Origin of the sequence: Streptomyces sp. NBC_00287 (genome assembly GCF_036173105.1) — a bacterium.
Lineage (GTDB): Bacteria > Actinomycetota > Actinomycetes > Streptomycetales > Streptomycetaceae > Streptomyces.
The window spans coordinates 7,906,232-7,922,221 of record NZ_CP108053.1; the positions used below are offsets into that span (position 1 = coordinate 7,906,232).

Annotated in this window: 16 protein-coding genes; 10 read left to right on the forward strand and 6 right to left on the reverse strand. The window is 71.0% G+C overall.

What is annotated here, in order from left to right; translation table 11 throughout:
- Position 1 precedes the first annotated feature (1 nt).
- Both OHT76_RS35825 and OHT76_RS35830 read left to right on the forward strand, forming a co-directional pair.
- Positions 2–1,252, forward strand: coding sequence for an alpha-L-fucosidase (locus OHT76_RS35825; RefSeq protein WP_328875015.1), 1,251 nt, complete (start codon positions 2–4; stop codon positions 1,250–1,252).
- Between the two features lie 169 nt (positions 1,253–1,421).
- On the forward strand, positions 1,422–2,303 hold the full coding sequence (locus OHT76_RS35830; RefSeq protein WP_443049876.1) for a sulfotransferase family protein: 882 nt from the start codon (positions 1,422–1,424) through the stop codon (positions 2,301–2,303).
- A 34-nt stretch (positions 2,304–2,337) separates the two neighbouring features.
- Here OHT76_RS35830 and OHT76_RS35835 read toward each other — a convergent pair whose 3' ends face one another.
- On the reverse strand, positions 2,338–4,017 hold the full coding sequence (locus OHT76_RS35835; RefSeq protein ID WP_328875017.1) for a carbohydrate binding domain-containing protein: 1,680 nt from the start codon (positions 4,015–4,017) through the stop codon (positions 2,338–2,340).
- A 127-nt stretch (positions 4,018–4,144) separates the two neighbouring features.
- Positions 4,145–5,272 carry an ATP-grasp domain-containing protein gene (locus OHT76_RS35840; RefSeq protein WP_328875018.1) on the reverse strand — a complete coding sequence of 376 codons (1,128 nt, stop codon included), beginning with the start codon at positions 5,270–5,272 and terminating at the stop codon, positions 4,145–4,147.
- Positions 5,273–5,575: 303 nt separating this feature from the next.
- Here OHT76_RS35840 and OHT76_RS35845 point away from each other — a divergent pair, with 303 nt between their 5' ends.
- Entirely contained in the window at positions 5,576–6,436 is an 861-nt protein-coding gene (locus tag OHT76_RS35845; protein WP_328875019.1) for a metallophosphoesterase family protein, read from the forward strand.
- Entirely contained in the window at positions 6,433–7,113 is a 681-nt protein-coding gene (locus OHT76_RS35850) for a 4'-phosphopantetheinyl transferase family protein (RefSeq protein WP_328875020.1), read from the forward strand. The genes OHT76_RS35845 and OHT76_RS35850 overlap by 4 nt, the downstream gene beginning before the upstream one ends.
- A gap of 6 nt (positions 7,114–7,119) precedes the next feature.
- On the opposite strand, the gene OHT76_RS35855 is transcribed toward OHT76_RS35850, so the two are convergent.
- The 3 genes from OHT76_RS35855 to OHT76_RS35865 form a co-directional block, all read right to left on the reverse strand.
- On the reverse strand, positions 7,120–7,356 hold the full coding sequence (locus tag OHT76_RS35855) for a hypothetical protein (RefSeq protein WP_328875021.1): 237 nt from the start codon (positions 7,354–7,356) through the stop codon (positions 7,120–7,122).
- 133 nt (positions 7,357–7,489) lie between these two features.
- Positions 7,490–8,020: a toxin-antitoxin system, toxin component gene (locus OHT76_RS35860; protein ID WP_328876710.1), complete on the reverse strand. Its 531-nt coding sequence runs from the start codon at positions 8,018–8,020 to the stop codon at positions 7,490–7,492.
- A gap of 32 nt (positions 8,021–8,052) precedes the next feature.
- Positions 8,053–8,703 carry a helix-turn-helix domain-containing protein gene (locus OHT76_RS35865; RefSeq protein WP_328875022.1) on the reverse strand — a complete coding sequence of 217 codons (651 nt, stop codon included), beginning with the start codon at positions 8,701–8,703 and terminating at the stop codon, positions 8,053–8,055.
- 226 nt (positions 8,704–8,929) lie between these two features.
- On the opposite strand from OHT76_RS35865, the gene OHT76_RS35870 reads away from it, so the two are divergent.
- On the forward strand, positions 8,930–9,601 hold the full coding sequence (locus OHT76_RS35870) for an MmyB family transcriptional regulator (RefSeq protein WP_328875023.1): 672 nt from the start codon (positions 8,930–8,932) through the stop codon (positions 9,599–9,601).
- A 52-nt stretch (positions 9,602–9,653) separates the two neighbouring features.
- On the opposite strand, the gene OHT76_RS35875 is transcribed toward OHT76_RS35870, so the two are convergent.
- Entirely contained in the window at positions 9,654–11,066 is a 1,413-nt protein-coding gene (locus tag OHT76_RS35875; RefSeq protein WP_328875024.1) for an aminopeptidase P family protein, read from the reverse strand.
- A gap of 66 nt (positions 11,067–11,132) precedes the next feature.
- Here OHT76_RS35875 and OHT76_RS35880 point away from each other — a divergent pair, with 66 nt between their 5' ends.
- From OHT76_RS35880 to OHT76_RS35900, 5 genes are all read left to right on the forward strand, one after another.
- Positions 11,133–12,293, forward strand: coding sequence for an NAD(P)/FAD-dependent oxidoreductase (locus OHT76_RS35880; RefSeq protein ID WP_328875025.1), 1,161 nt, complete (start codon positions 11,133–11,135; stop codon positions 12,291–12,293).
- Positions 12,290–12,592 (forward strand): (2Fe-2S)-binding protein, encoded by a 303-nt coding sequence (locus OHT76_RS35885; protein ID WP_328875026.1) that lies wholly within the window; start codon positions 12,290–12,292, stop codon positions 12,590–12,592. The genes OHT76_RS35880 and OHT76_RS35885 overlap by 4 nt, the downstream gene beginning before the upstream one ends.
- Complete coding sequence (locus tag OHT76_RS35890; protein ID WP_328875027.1) at positions 12,582–13,973, forward strand: NAD(P)/FAD-dependent oxidoreductase; 1,392 nt, start codon at positions 12,582–12,584, stop codon at positions 13,971–13,973. The genes OHT76_RS35885 and OHT76_RS35890 overlap by 11 nt, the downstream gene beginning before the upstream one ends.
- Before the next feature lie 73 nt (positions 13,974–14,046).
- A complete protein-coding gene (locus tag OHT76_RS35895; RefSeq protein WP_328875028.1) occupies positions 14,047–14,943 on the forward strand; it encodes a dihydrodipicolinate synthase family protein in 897 nt (298 codons plus the stop codon).
- A gap of 5 nt (positions 14,944–14,948) precedes the next feature.
- The gene (locus OHT76_RS35900) at positions 14,949–15,950 is read left to right on the forward strand and encodes a proline racemase family protein (protein ID WP_328875029.1); all 1,002 of its coding nucleotides are present in this window, start codon (positions 14,949–14,951) and stop codon (positions 15,948–15,950) included.
- Positions 15,951–15,990: the final 40 nt, after the last annotated feature.

Consider the following 15,990-nt stretch of genomic DNA (forward strand, 5'->3'; position numbering starts at 1 on the left):
AGTGCCGATACAGCCCTGGTTCACCGACGCCAAGCTGGGGATCTTCGTCCACTGGGGGATCTACGCCGTCGACGGCGTCCAGGAGTCCTGGTCGTTCTACGACGACCACGTGCCCCACGACCGGTACCTCTCCCAGCTCGACCGCTTCACCGCCGAGCGGTACGACCCGCGCGCGTGGGCGAGGCTCTTCGCCCGCGCCGGCGCCCGTTACGCCGTGCTGACCAGCCGCCACCACGACGGAGTCGCCCTGTGGGACACCGCCCACGGCGACCTGAACGTGGGCCGCGACCTGATCGCCGGTTACGCCGACGCGCTGCGCGAGGAGGGCCTGAAGGTCGGCCTGTACTACTCGCATTCCGACTGGAGTCACCCCGACTACGCCTCCACGCGCAAGCCGGGCCGGCCGCCGGAGCAGGAGGACAACCGCTACTCGGAGGTCGCCGCCGAGTTCGAGGACCTGGCGGCCTGGGAGCGGTATCTCGCCTACCGGGACGGCCAGATCCGCGAGCTCACCTCCCGCTACCAGCCCGACCTGATGTGGTTCGACGGGGAGTGGGAGCGCAGCGAGGAGCAGTGGCGCATCCCCGAACTGGCCGCGCTGATCCGCTCCGAGGTGCCGGACGTCGTCTTCAACGCCCGCATGCTGAGCGAGGGCGACTACGCGACCCCCGAGCAGGGCGCTCCGGTGATCCCGCCGGACGGCCCCTGGGAGCTCTGTCTGACGATCAACGACTCCTGGGGTTTCCAGCACCACGACCACAACCACAAATCGCTCGGCCAGCTGGTCCGCTACTTCACCGAGACGATCGGGGGAGGCGGCAATCTCCTCCTCGACGTCGGTCCGCGCGAGGACGGCACCATCCCGGCCGAACAGGTGGAGCGTCTGGAAGGGCTCGGCGACTGGATCGGGCGGCACGCGGACGCCGTGTACGGCACCGCGCGCGGGCTGCCCGCCGGGCACCACTACGGGCCGAGCACCCTCTCGGCGGACCGGCGCACCCTGTATCTGACCCTGTTCGACATCCCGCGCGCCGAGATCGGGGTACGCGGACTGGTCAGCAAGGCGCGCCGGGTCACGGTCCTCGGCAGCGGACGGGAACTGCCCCACCGGGTCATCGGCGGACTGCACGAGGCGCCGGGCGTGCTGTGGATCGACCCGCCCGCCGCGGCGGACCTCGACCCGTACGCCACGGTCCTCGCCGTCGAGCTGGAGGGGGAGCTGGAGCTGTACCGGGGGTCCGGACGCTTCTGATCGTGCACAGGTTGTGCGGAAACTCCCAGGAAGATTTAAGGAACCGGCAAAGCGCCTGGTCGCACCCGGAATCGGGCCCTCCGTGACCATGGCGCTTTGCCTTGCGGACACCTGGAGTTTGCCTTCTGCCTCTGGGATGCGGAGGCAGGAGTAAGAGAGAGGTGTGACGGTGCGAGACTCGCGCAAGTCTGTGATCGGCAAGGGGCTCAGGCGTCGGGGCAGGCTGATGATTCAGGCGGTGAGCCCGCCGCGCCGCACGCTGGACGCCATTCCCGCGCCCCGGGCCGAGGCCCAGCCCAAGGAGCCGTCGTACGTCGCTCCGCGCGCCCCGCGCCTGGTGGACTCCCCGGTGTTCGTGCTCTCCTCGGTGCGCTCGGGATCGACCCTGCTGCGGGTGCTGCTGAACAGCCACAGCCGGATCCGCGCCCCGCACGAGATGCATCTGCGCACGGTCCATGTCCAGCTGGCCCGCAGCTTCACCGCGGACGCCATGAAGGCGCTGGAGCTGGACAGGATCGAGCTGGAACACCTGCTGTGGGACCGGGTGATGCACCTTGAACTCACCCGCAGCGGCAAGGACCTCATCGTCGACAAGACGCCGCCGAACACCCTCATCTGGCCCCGGCTGCACCGATGTTGGCCGGACGCCCGCTACATCCTGCTGCTGCGTCACCCGGGCGCGATCATCGCCTCCCTGACCGACCGCCGCAAGGACCCCGACCACGAGGAGATCCTGGCGGAGGTGCTGAACTACTCCGAGAAGCTGGAGGAGGCGCGCCGGACGCTGGACGCCCATGTGGTGACGTACGAGGAGCTCACCGCGGAACCGGAGAAGGCCACCCGCGCCATCTGCGAGTACCTCGGCGTCGAGTGGGAGAGCGGCATGCTCGACTACGGCAGCAAGGACCACGGCAAGTTCCGCCCGCAGCTCGGCGACTGGAGCAGCACCATCAAGTCGGGCCGCATCCAGGCCGCCCGCACCGCCGACCCGGCCGTCGAACTGCCGCCGCGTCTCAAGGAGATCGCGAGGGCGTGGGGGTACGAGGTCTAGGACCCGGTGGGGATACCCCCACGCCTGTCTTGCGTCAGCCGGTGAAGCCGGCCGTGATGGACGTGAACTGCCAGTTGCTCTGGCTGATGCCGGAGCAGTGGCTCACGACGCCCCCGCCCGGGCACGGCCGGTCGCGGTTGACCGACCAGAAGGCGAGCCGGGCGATGTGATGGGAGTTCGCCCAGTCACGGATCTGCGTCCAGGTGGCCGGCGAGGTGAGCTCCTGCTGATCGCTGAGCCCGTTCATGCCGGAGATCCCGATATGGGCGTAGGCCGTGGCGTCGTCCCACCCGAAGGTGGACTTCAGCTTGTTCTTCAGCCCCTCCGTCGCGTTCACGGTGTTGCCGTACATGTCGGCGCCGCCGCCGAAGTCGAACGGCATGATCGTGAACACATCGATATTGGCGTTCAGCGCCCTGGCCTGGTCGATGAGCCGGTTGCCCCAGTAGTTCGGGCCCGTGGTCGTCGTACCGAAGGTGATGATCGTGCGCAGGCCCGGGTTGTTGGCCTTGACGATCTTCAGGGCGTTGAGAATGCGATCCTGCACCACCGCGTTCTCGAACTCGTCGGTGTTCTCGATGTCGACGTCGATGGCCTTCAGCCCGTAGGCGTCGATCACCCGCTGGTAGGCCCCGGCCAGCGCCTCCGCCGTGGAGCAGTTGGGCCCGAGCTTGTTGCCGCTCCAGCCGCCGATCGACGGGACGATGTCACCGCCCGCCGCGCGGATCGAGTTGATCGTGGACTGGTCGACACCGCCGGTGAGCGGACGGCCCTGGTCCCAGACGGGGTTGCAGCCGCCGGAGGCCAGGATGAACGCCATCGTGAACCATTTGATGCCGGTCGCGCTCATCACCGAGGTCGCGCTCGGCGGATCGCCCCAGCCCAGGTACAGATAGGGCGCGGCCTGCTTGAACCCGGTGCCCGGGGTGCCTGGGTCGGTGGTGACGGACACGGAGTTGGAGGCCGCCGAGGCGTTCCCGGCCGCGTCCCGCGCCCGCACGGTGAAGGTGTAGGCCGTACTGGGCGAGAGCCCGCTCACCGTGGCGCTCGTACCGGAGACGCTGAGCACCTGGCTCGAGCCCCGGTAGATGTCGTACGAGGTGACGCCCACGTTGTCCGTCGAGGCGTTCCACGCCAGCGAGACGCTGGAGGACGTCTTGCCGGTGGAGCGGAGGTTCGAGGGTGCCGTCGGGGCCTGGGTGTCCGAGCCGCCGCCCGGGCCGTCGAGGCTGATGTCGTCGGCGTGGTAGGTGCCCTGCGCGTACCAGCCGTGCGTGTAGACGGTGGCCGAGGTCTGCGCGGCGCCCGTCGTGAACGACACGCTGAGCCTGCTGTACGCCGATGGCGACGTGGTCCAGGTGGAGGCGCCGCCGTCCACGCCGAGGTACACATAGCTGCCGCGCACCCAGCCGCTGAGCGAGTACGCGGTGTTGGGCTGGACGCGCACGGTCTGGCTGCACTTGGCGATGTCGCTCGAACTCACCGCGCCCGCAAGGGCTTTGGTGCCGCCGTGCACGGGCGAGGAGACCACCGAGCCGAGGTTGCCGGTGCAGGACCAAGGAGAGAGGGCGCCCGACTCGAAGCCGGGGTTGGAGAGGATGTTGGCCGCATGGGCCGTACCGGGAAGGGCCACGGCACCGCCGACCGCGAGGGCGGCGGCGCCGAGCAGGGCGAGAAGCCGACGTCTGGAACGTCTGAACAGTGAGGTGCGCACGCGAACTCCCTGAAGGAATGGGGGTGGTTCGGGAGGTGGTGCAGAAGAAGGGTGCGCAACCCAAATTGGTATGGACCAACGAACCTGTCAAGGAGCTGTGCGTCAATTGGTCCATACCGGTGAGCTTTTACAGCGGCAGAGCCTGACTCGCCCTCACCTCAACGGAGTTGACGGGGGCGGGCACGGCCGGAAGGGACTGCTGGTGCTCCTCCACCCGCTGCTGGGGCAGCGACACCGAACGCAGCGGCCGAGGGCCGGAGACGACCGTGTAGTCCTGCCCGAGGAACGGCGGCGCGATCTCGCCCGGGTCCTCGCCGAGCGCCAACTGCACTGCCGCCCAAGGGGCGTTGACCCCGCACAGCGACAGCTGATGCAGCCCGCCCGCCGGACGCGTGTTGACATCCATCAGCACCGGCCGGTCCCCGAACATCCGGAACTGGATGTTGGACAGATAGTGCAGCCCGAACCCCTCCGCGATCGCCCGCGCCGGCTCCAGCCACTGCTCGTGCAGCGTGAACCCCCGTCGGCGGCCGTTCTTCGTGCGGCCCACCGCCATCCGGATCCGGTTGTCGGGGCCGGTGAGACAGTCCACCGACACCTCCGGCTGTTCGAGGCGCGGCATGACCAGCCAGTCGACCTCTTCCTCGGCCTCCGCGAGAGCGTCCAGCACCAGATCCAGCGGTACGTACGGGCCCGGGAAGCCGTTGAGATGCATGAGTGAGAAGGGGGCGCGGGTGATCACGCGGAAGCCCACCCCGCCTGCCCCGGACGCCGGCTTGAAGCACGGCTTGTGCCCGCCCGCCTCCAGCTCCTCGACCGCGGCGACCAACTCCTCGGCGCTGCGCACCCGCCACCACGGCGGCACCGGCACCCCGATCGCCTGCACGGCCTCGTACGCGATCACCTTGTCGTGGAAGACGGCCACCGCCTCCGGCGGCGGCGCCAGCAGCGCCGTACCGACCGCCTCGAACTCCGCGCGGTGCGCGACGACCGCCGACTGGTGCAGCCGCGGCACGAACACATCGATCCCGCGTCGCGCGCACTGGTCGAGGGCGTACTCGACGTACGCGGCCGGGGACAGACCCTCCGGCTCCAGATCGGCGGTGTCGGCGGCGGCCAGTACGGGGGAGTCGGCGTCGCCGTGCGTCGCATGGATCTCGACGGCCCGGTCGCTGGGATTTCGCCGCAGCTGATCCATGAAGAACACGTTCTCCGCGTACGTGCGGTTGAGCCAGACGCGTACGCGAGAGACCATGCAGGCCGCCTTTCACGGTTCGCGGGCACGGCGAAGCAGGCCGGGCCCGGCCAAGGTGGTTGGAGGGACACCAAACCGCCCCGTGCGAAGGGAAGTTCATGGCGGTGGTGTTGGGGCGATCATACGGCTTTGCCGGGGCCCCGCGTGCAACGTCCGTGTTACGGATTTTCCGATCATGCACGGGTGGATCATGAGCCACCGCGCTCGGTTGTCCGACACGCACGCCGTGGGCGCGAACCCGCCTTGTACCGTAACCGTGAATGTGTTCTGGTGGTGGTTTCCACGTGCGGAGGGGGACAAGAGGTGGCGTCGACGGTCGGCGGTGCCGGACAGCTGCTGGCCATCAGTGACCTGCACATCGGCTACGAAGAGAACCGCGCCTTAGTCGAGAAGATGCGCCCGGAGACCGATGACGACTGGCTGGTGGTCGCCGGTGACGTCGCGGAGACCGTGGCCGACATCCGATGGGCCTTGCAAACGCTTTCCGGTCGTTTCAAGAAGGTCATCTGGGCCCCGGGCAACCATGAGCTGTGGACCCACCCGCGCGACCCCGTCACCCTGCGTGGCGTCGCCCGCTACGAGTATCTGATCGCCCTGTGCCGGGAACTCGGCGTGACCACCCCGGAGGACCCCTACCTCGTCTGGGACGGCGTCGGCGGCCCCGTCGCCGTCGCCCCGCTGTTCCTGCTGTACGACTACTCCTTCCTGCCCAAGGGCTGCGCGACCAAGGAACAGGGCCTGCAGTACGCACAGGGCACCGGCATCGTCTGCAACGACGAATACCTGCTGCACCCCGACCCCTACCCCTCCCGCGAGGCCTGGTGCCGGGCCCGGGTCGCCGAGACCGAGCGCCGCCTCGCCGCGATCCCCGACGAGCTGCCCACGGTCCTGATCAACCACTACCCGCTCGACCGGCACCCCATGGAGATCCTCTGGCACCCCGAGTTCGCCATGTGGTGCGGCACCGACCTCACCGCGGACTGGCACCGCAGGTTCCGGGTGGAGACCATGGTCTACGGCCACCTGCACATCCCGCGGACCACCTGGCACGACGGCGTCCGCTTCGAGGAGGTGTCGGTGGGCTACCCGCGCGAGTGGCGCAAGCGCCCGGAACCGCCGGGACGGCTGCGCCGCATACTGCCCAGGGAGGTCGGGGCCCCGTGATCGAGGAGCTGCTGCCGGACTCGGTGGTGACCGTGGAGTCGTACGGTGAGGAGGACGCCGGGCCCGCGCTGCTGTACCCCGAGGAGGCGGCCGTCGTCGCGCAGGCGGTGGACAAGCGCCGCCGTGAGTTCGCCGCCGTACGCGTCTGCGCTCGCCGGGCCATGGAGAAGCTCGGGGTGCAGCCGCAGCCGCTCGTGCCCGGCCACCGGGGCGCACCGCGCTGGCCCGAGGGTCTGACCGGCAGCATGACCCACTGCGACGGCTACTGCGCCGCCGCCCTGGTCCGCGCCGCCGACCTGGCCTCCCTCGGCATCGACGCCGAACCCAACGCACCGCTCCCGGACGGGGTGCTGGCCGCCGTCTCCCTGCCCGGTGAGGCCCAGCGGGTGCGCAGGCTGTCGTACGAACGGCCCGACATCCGCTGGGACCGGCTACTGTTCAGCGCCAAGGAGTCCGTCTACAAGGCGTGGTTCCCCCTCACCGGCAAGTGGCTGGAGTTCACCGAGGCCGACATCGACCTCTTCGCCGACGCGGACGGACGGACCGGCGGCGGCTTCAGCGCCACGCTCCTCGTACCGGGACCCCTGGTCGGCGGCCGGCGCGTCGGCGTCTTCGAGGGCCGCTGGAGCGTCGAGCGCGGTCTGGTCGCCACGGCGGTCACCGTGCCGCACAGCTGACAGGCGTCACGGCTCGGGGAACCAGCTCTGCAAGAGCCGGAAGAACTCCTCCTCATTGCCCGTGAGCCCGGCATCCGCCAGCGCCCGCTCCGCCTCCGCGAGCACGCTGGGCGGCACCACGGGTGGTCGTGCCTCACCGGGCGGGCCTCCGGCGGCATCGAAGGCGGCCCGCACGGTGTGCAGCAGCCGTAGATACGCCTGCACGGCGATGCGTTCGCGGTCGGTCAGTACGGCGGTGGGCATCGGTCGGCTCTCCCCAAAGTCGGCGTCGTCTCCCGCCCCGCAAATGAGGGCGCACCACCAGCTTGCCGTCCACCACTGACAATCGGGTCGGGCCACTCGCCGGTTCGCCCACTCAGCGCAGCCCAGGAGGGGCTCAGCCCTGCGGCCCCCGGTACCCCAGCGACGCCTCGATCCGGCCGGCCAGATGGTCCTTCTGGACCGGCCCCCGCAGCGACGAACCCGCGAGCCAGGTACGGCACTTGCTGGCCAGCAGCAGCCCGAAGCTCTCGGCCTCCTGCTCGTCGGTCAGATCGAAGCGGCTGCGCGCCGCCACCTGCCGTACCGTCGCCTCCAGCTGGGCGTCGTCCTGCAGCAGCCGCGCCGCCACCGCCGCGCCGTCGATGTGATGGCCGTGGTGCCCGGCCTTCATGTGCCACAACTCGTGACCGAGGATCACCAACTGATGGTCGGGGGCGGTGCGTTCCTCGATGACGACGAGGTCCTGGTCGGCCATGTCGAGCCACAGCCCGCTCGCGGTGCCGGGCGGGAAGGCGGCCGTACGGAAGCGGACCGGGCGGCCTCGGCGTCTGGCCATCGCCTCGCACAGCGCGCCGTACAGGTCCGCCGGGTGCGCCGGAGCGGGGAGCTCCAGCTCGCCGACCAGTTCGCCGCACAGGCGGTGCATGTCCCTACGGATGCCCACAGTTCTCCCCCGGGTCACGACTCGGGCCGCTTGACGCTTTCCAGGAGCATGTCCAGCCATTCGGCGACCTTGTCGCGATGCTGGTCGGTGGGCAGTTGCGCGGCCCGCCAGGCGATCCCGCGCACCCCGTGGTCCTGCAGCAGCCGCTCCAGCGGGTCCTCGGCCGCGGCGGCCGCCTCCCGCTCGGCGAGCTGCTGGAGGAGCTCCTGTTCCGTGCGCTGGAGGGCGCCCGCGAGCGCCTCGGGGTCCTCCGCGGTGAGGAAGCCCGCGTGCACTCTGAAGAAGCGCTGGATGGCGTCGCAGTGCTCCATCGTGGGGCGCCGGTCGCCGTTGATCAGGGCGCCCGCCTGCTGCCGTGACATGCCCGCGCCGTCGGCGATCTCCTGCTGGGTGTACTTGCGGCCGTTGGGCTTCAGCCGGGTGCGCCGCAGCAGGTCCAGGCGCTGCAGAAAGCGGGCCTGTACGTCGGGTTCGCCCGCGGGGCGGCCGCTGAGCAGCGCCTTGACCACGGGCTCGGGGACACCGGAGGCGACGGACAGCCGACCGGTGGCGAAGACCTCGGTGTGCGGCACGCCCAGCCGGTCGGCGAGCGCGGTCACGCGGACGACGACGGCCGGCAGTGCCGCCGTCCCCGTGGCGCCCGGACTCTCGAAGCCACCCGTCACCGACAGAACTCCTACGTCTCTCACCGACTTCTCACCAGCAGTACGCGCCGTGAACTTCCCGGAGAGTAGCGGGTGGTTCGAACTCGCATCCAGGTCTCGCCACAACTGTGGCCAATTTCAGCCGTCAACCGGCATGAAATGCCACGATAGTTGACACCGCTTGCATCGGGGCAGCAGGATCGGGGCGCCGCGTCAAGGCCGCACAGGCAAGAGGGGTGACCTCCCGATGGCATATCAGGCAGGAGGGCAGCGATCGGCACCGCGGCCCGTCCCCGAGAATCCCGAGGCCCAGGCCTATCTCCAGGACTACGCCAGCCTCCTGGAGGCCGTGTCGTTCCCCTCCGTCGTGCTCGACCACCGCTGGGACGTCGTCCTGGCCAACACCGCTTTCGCGTCACTTTTTGGTGGCGTGGGCCCGCATCCGACGGCCATGCCCGGTGACAACTTCCTGCGCTTCGTGCTGTTCCACCCCGACGCGAGCACCGTCCTCGGCGACCACGAGTCCAGCTGGTGCCTGCCGTTGCTGGCGAACTTCGCCGCCGCCGTGGAGCGGCACGGCCATGACCACGGCCTGCAGACCATCCGCCGGGACATCGCCCAGGACCCGATCATGGAGGCGGCCTACCGGCACGGCCTGCCGCACTGGATCCGCACGGTCGGCGAGCAGGCCCTCGCACACGACGGCGCCGTACGGCCGCTGCTGCACCCGGACCCCCGCTGGGGCGCCACCGACTGCCGGATCGTCGACGAGACCCCCGGCATCCTGAAGGACATGGGGTACACACGGATCACGCTGGTGCTGCGCGAGATGCGCCGCCCGGCGCACCCCTCGCGCAGAACGGGACGCCCACGGCGCACGGCGGCCCACCTGAGCGTGGTGCCCGCTCCCGAGGCCTGACGGGCACCGTCGGCGTTCAGGTCGCCGACGGCGCCTCGTCAGCGCCCGCCGGTCAGCCCGCGTACTTCCGCAGCCACGCCTCGACCTCGTCGGCGGAGCGCGGCAATGCCGCCGACAGGTTCTCGTGGCCGTCCTCCGTGACCAGCAGGTCGTCCTCGATACGGACGCCGATGCCCCGCCACTCCTCGGGGACCGTCAGGTCGTCGGGCTGGAAGTACAGGCCCGGCTCGACGGTGAGGCACATACCGGGCTCCAGGACACCGTCGACGTAGTCCTCGGTGCGGGCCCGGGCACAGTCGTGGACATCGAGGCCGAGCATGTGGCCGGTGCCGGCCATGGTGAACCGCCGCTGGAGGCCCAGCTCGTACGCCCGCTCGGCCGGGCCCTCGATGAAGCCCCACGCCACCAGCCGCTCGGCCAGCGACCGCTGGGCGGCCTCGTGGAAGTCGCGGTAGTGCGCGCCCGGCTTGACGGCGGCCATGCCCGCTTCCTGGGCCTCGAACACGGCGTCGTAGACCTCGCGTTGGAGGGGGCCGAAGGTGCCGTTGATCGGGAGCGTGCGGGTGACGTCGGCGGTGTAGAGGGTGCGGGTCTCGACACCCGCGTCCAGCAGCAGGAGTTCGCCGGGGCGGACCGGGCCGTCGTTGTGCTGCCAGTGCATGATCGTGGCGTGCTCGCCGGCCGCGCAGATCGAGCCATAGCCGACGTCGTTGCCCTCCAGCCGGGCGCGGCGGAAGAAGGTGCCCTCGATCCACCGCTCCGAGGTGGCGACCGCCTGCGACAACTCCCGTACGACGTCGGTGAATCCGCGGACCGTGGCGTCCACGGCGCGGCGCATCTCGCCGATCTCCCACTCGTCCTTGATCAACCGGAGGCCGGAGACGGCCTCTTCGAGCGCGTCGTCCCGGTCCTCGTCGGTGGTGAGCGCGGCCTCCAGGGCGGGGTCGATGCCGCGGACGATACGAGTGGGGGCGGGGGAGGACTTGGCGAGGTCCTCGGCGATCGTGCGTATGTCCCGGCACGGCAGCCCGAGCACCAGCTCCGCCTCGGCGAGCGTCGGGCGGCGGCCCATCCACAGCTCGGCGGTGTAGCCGGACCAGAACTCGTCGCTGTCCCGGCTGTCGCGGGGGAGTTGGTAGCAGTGGGCGTCGTGGCCGCCGTCGGGGCGGGGCTCCAGGACCAAGGCGCCGTTGCGGGCCTGATCGCCCGTCAGGTGGACGTAGCCCGAGTACGGACGGAACGGGTAGTGGCTGTCGTTGGAGCGGATCTTGAGACCGCCGGAGGGGATGACCAGCCGCTCGCCCGGGAAGCGGGCGGAGAGCGCGGCGCGGCGGCGGGCCGCGTGGGGCGCCTGCTCGGTCGGCTCCAGATCCCTGCGCTCGGTGTCGGCCCAGCCCGTGCGCATCAGCGCGGACAGCTCCTCGGAGATTCCTCGGTACAGACCGTTCTTTCGGCCCTTGGCCACGTCGGGCACCTCTTCCATGAGTGTGGTGGCGTTCCCAGCAAGAGAAGCATGTGACATAGTACTGCCGTGAGCAAGCGATTGACCTGCGATGTCGTGGTCGTCGGAGCCGGGATGGTGGGCGCGGCCTGCGCCCTGTACGCGGCCCGGGCGGGCCTCGACGTCATCGTGGTCGACCGCGGCCCGGTGGCCGGCGGCACGACCGGAGCGGGGGAGGGCAACCTCCTCGTCTCCGACAAGGAGCCGGGCCCGGAGCTGGACCTCGCGCTTCTGTCGGGGCGTCTGTGGGCGGACCTCGCCGAGGAATTCGGGGAGATCATCGAGTACGAGGCCAAGGGCGGCGTCGTCGTCGCCTCGACCCCGCAGGGGCTCGCGGCTCTGGAGCGGTTCGCCGACGGACAGAGCGCGGCCGGTGTTGTCGCCGAGACCGTGGAGGGCGACGGGCTGTACGACCTCGAACCGCACCTCGCCCCCGGGCTGGCGGGCGGCATGCACTACCCGCAGGACTGCCAGGTGATGCCCGCCCTGGCAGCCGCCCACCTGCTCCGCGCCTCCGGCGCCCGCCTGCTCACCGGCCGTACCGTCACCGGCATTCCACGCACCCCCGAGGGCGCGGTGCTCGGCGTCCGCACCGACCACGGCGACATCCACGCCCCGGCGGTCGTCAACGCCGCCGGGACCTGGGGCGGCGAACTGGCCGCGCTCGCCGACGCCCACCTGCCGGTCCTCCCGCGCCGAGGCTTCGTCCTCGTCACCGAACCCCTCCCGCGTCTGGTCCGCCACAAGGTCTACGCCGCCGACTACGTGGCCGACGTGGCCAGCGACTCGGCCGCGCTCCAGACCTCGCCGGTCGTGGAGGGCACGGCAGCGGGACCGGTACTGATCGGCGCCAGCCGCGAGCGCGTCGGCTTCGACCGGTCCTTCTCGCTGCCTGTCGTACGGGAGTTGGCGGCCGGCGCGACCCGGCTCTTCCCCTTCCTGGCGGACATCCGCGCCCAGCGCGCCTACCTCGGCTTCCGCCCCTACCTGCCCGACCACCTTCCCGCCATCGGCCCCGACCCGCGCGTCCCCGGCCTGCACCACGCCTGCGGGCACGAGGGCGCGGGCATCGGACTCGCCACCGGCACCGGCCACTTGATCGCGCAGACGCTGACCGAGAAGGCGCCCGAGCTGGACCTGGCGCCCTTCCGCCCCGACCGCTTCCCCACTGATGCGGAGGAGACCGCGTGAGAACCCCGCTCGACCTCGCCGACGCCCGGCCGGGACCGGCCTTCACGGTCACCCTCGACGGCCGCGAAATCGAGGCGTTGCCCGGGCAGACCGTCGCCGCCGCGCTCTGGTCGGCGGGCGTCACCTCATGGCGTACCACCCGGGGCGAGGGCCGTCCGCGCGGCATCTTCTGCGGCATCGGCGTCTGCTTCGACTGCCTGGTGACCGTCAACGACCGTCCGAACCAACGCGCTTGCCTGGTGCCATTGCACCCGGGTGACGCGATCCGTACGCAGGAGGGGACGGGCCATGATGCCTGAACTCGCCGTGATCGGAGCGGGTCCGGCCGGACTAGCCGCGGCCCTGGCGGCTGCCGCGCGGGGTGTACGCGTCACGTTCATCGACGCGGCGACGGAGGCGGGCGGGCAGTTCTACCGGCAGCCCGCAGCGGCCCTGAACGCCCGCAGGCCCCAGGCCCTGCACCACCAGTGGCGCACCTGGGAGCGGCTCAGGGACGGACTGCGGACCCACGTCGGAGCAGGTGTCGTAAGGCATTTGACGGACCATCACGTGTGGTTCGTGGAGCGGCGCACCGACGGCTTCACTGTGCATGCGCTGCTCGGACCGGAGCAGGAGAAGCCGGCCGAGGTACACGCCGACGCCGTACTCCTGGCCACCGGCGGCTACGAGAAGGTGCTGCCCTTCCCCGGCTGGACCCTCCCGGGCGTCGTCACCGCAGGCGGTGCCCAGGCCATGCTCAAGGGCGGCCTCGCGGTGTCCGGACGTACCGCCGTGGTCGCCGGGACCGGGCCTCTGCTGCTGCCGGTGGCGAGCGGGCTCGCCGCGGCGGGCGTCGAGGTGGCCGCGCTCGTGGAGTCGGCCGACCCGCCGGCCTTTGTACGCCGGTCCCGCGCGCTGGTCGTCCAGCCCGGCAAGGTTGCCGAAGGCGCCGGGTACGCGGCGCAGTTGCTCCGGCACCGGGTGCGGACCCTCGTCCACCACACCGTCGTCGAGGCGCACGGCACCGACCGCCTCGAGGCGGTCACCGTGGCCGCGCTCGACTATGACGGGCGGGTCAGGCCGGGCAGCGAACGCCGTATCCCCTGCGACACCCTCGCCGTCGGCCACGGCATGCTGCCGCACACCGACCTCGCCGAGACCCTCGGCTGCCGACTCGACGGTCTCGCCGTGCACGTCGACGACGAGCAGCGCACCGACGTACCCGGCGTCTGGGCCGCGGGCGAGACCACCGGCATCGGCGGCGCCGCGCTCTCCCTCGCCGAGGGTCACATCGCGGGCCGCTCCGCCGCCGCGCGACTGCACGGCACCGCACCCGACCCGCGCGCGTGGGCGGCGGCCGCGAAGACCCGTACCCGGCTGCGGGCCTTCTTCGCCGCGCTCGACACCGTCTATGCCCCGCCCGCGCACTGGACCGAGCAGATCACCGACGACACCGTCGTGTGCCGCTGTGAGGAGGTCACCGGCGGGGCTGTCCGCGAGGCCGTCGAGGAGCTCGGTGCCGGTGACGTACGGACCGTGAAGCTGCTGACCCGGGCCGGGATGGGCTGGTGCCAGGGGCGGGTGTGCGGACCGGCGGTCGCGGGACTCGCGGGGTGTGCGCTCACGCCGTCGCGGCGGCCGTTCGCCCGGCCCGTGCCGCTCGGCGTGCTGGCGCGGGCCGGGGAAGCCGACGGCGACTGACCACGCGTATCACTATGCGCATCTCCTTTCCCAACAGTAAAATGTCACACCGCATTGAGAGGGATCCACCCAGATGACTGCCACCGAGAACCACCCCTGGCGCGGCGTCCTCGTCGCCACGGCCCTCCCGCTCCGCGACGACCTCTCCGTCGACCACGCCAAGTACGCGGAACACTGCGCCTGGCTCGTCGAGAACGGCTGCGACGGCGTCGTGCCGAACGGCTCGCTCGGCGAGTACCAGGTCCTCACCCCCGAGGAGCGCGCCAAGGTCGTGGAGACGGCCGTCGCCGCCATCGGGGGCGAGCGGGTGATGCCCGGTGTCGCCGCGTACGGCTCCGCCGAGGCCCGTCGCTGGGCCGAGCAGGCGCGCGATGCGGGCTGTGCGTCCGTGATGCTGCTGCCTCCGAACGCGTACCGCGCCGACCAGCGGTCGGTGCTGTTGCACTACGCGGAGGTCGCGAAGGCGGGCGTGCCGGTCGTGGCGTACAACAACCCCATCGACACCAAGGTCGACCTGGTGCCGGAACTGCTCGCCGAGCTCCACGCCGAGGGCCATATCCACGCGGTGAAGGAGTTCTCCGGTGATGTCCGTCGCGCCTATCAGCTCGCGGAACTCGCCCCGGAACTGGACCTGTTGATCGGCGCCGACGACGTCCTGCTGGAGCTGGCGCTGGCCGGCGCCAAGGGCTGGGTGGCGGGCTACCCGAACGCGCTGCCCCGTGCGAGCGTCGAGCTCTACCGCGCGGCCGTCGCCGGTGACCTCGCCACGGCCAAGAAGCTGTACGAGCAGCTGCACCCGCTGCTGCGCTGGGACTCCAAGGTCGAGTTCGTGCAGGCCATCAAGTTGTCCATGGACCTCGTGGGCCGGCCCGGCGGTCCCGTGCGCCCACCGCGCGTCCCGCTGCTGCCCGAGCAGGAGGCGGCCGTCCGAGCCGCCACGGAGAAGGCCGTCGCGGCCGGATTGGCCTAGGGATCATGCGCAGCAAACTCGTCCTGCACGCCGTCGACTCGCACACCGAGGGCATGCCCACCCGCGTGATCACCGGCGGTATCGGCACGATCCCCGGCGCCACCATGAACGAGCGGCGGCTGTACTTCCGGGAGCACCGCGACGACATCAAGCAGCTCCTGATGAACGAGCCGCGCGGGCACTCGGCGATGAGCGGAGCGATCCTCCAGCCGCCCACCCGGCCCGACTGCGACTGGGGTGTCGTCTACATCGAGGTCTCCGGCTATCTGCCGATGTGCGGCCACGGCACCATCGGGGTGGCCACCGTGCTGGTGGAGACCGGCATGGTCGAGGTCGTCGAGCCGGTCACCACCATCCGGCTCGACACCCCGGCGGGCCTGGTCGTCGCCGAGGTCGCGGTGGAGAACGGCGCCGCGAAGGCCGTCACTCTCCAGAACGTGCCGTCCTTCTCCGTCGGCCTCGACCGCAAGATCACACTCGCCGACGGGCGCACGGTGACATATGACCTGGCCTACGGCGGCAACTTCTACGCCATCCTGCCGCTGGCGGAGTTCGGGCTGCCCTTCGACCGCACCCGCAAGGACGACATCCTCAAAGCGGGCCTGTCCCTCATGGAGGCGATCAACGCCGAGGTAGAGCCCGTCCATCCGGAGGACCCCTCGATCCACGGCTGCCACCACGTCCACCTGTACGCGCCCGGCGCGACAGCCCGTCACTCCCGGCATGCGATGGCCATCCACCCGGGCTGGTTCGACCGCTCACCCTGCGGCACCGGCACCAGCGCCCGCATGGCACAACTGCACGCGCGCGGTGAACTCCCCCTGCACACGGAGTTCGTGAACGAGTCCTTCATCGGGACGCAGTTCACCGGCCGCCTCCTCGGCACCACCGAGGTCGCAGGAATCCCCGCCGTCCTGCCGAGCTTCACCGGCCGGGCCTGGATCACCGGCACCGCCCAGTATCTGCTCGATCCCACCGACCCGTTCCCGGCCGGATTCATCCTCTAGACCCGGCGCCGGGCGCGGACACCGGACGCGTCCTCCGGGC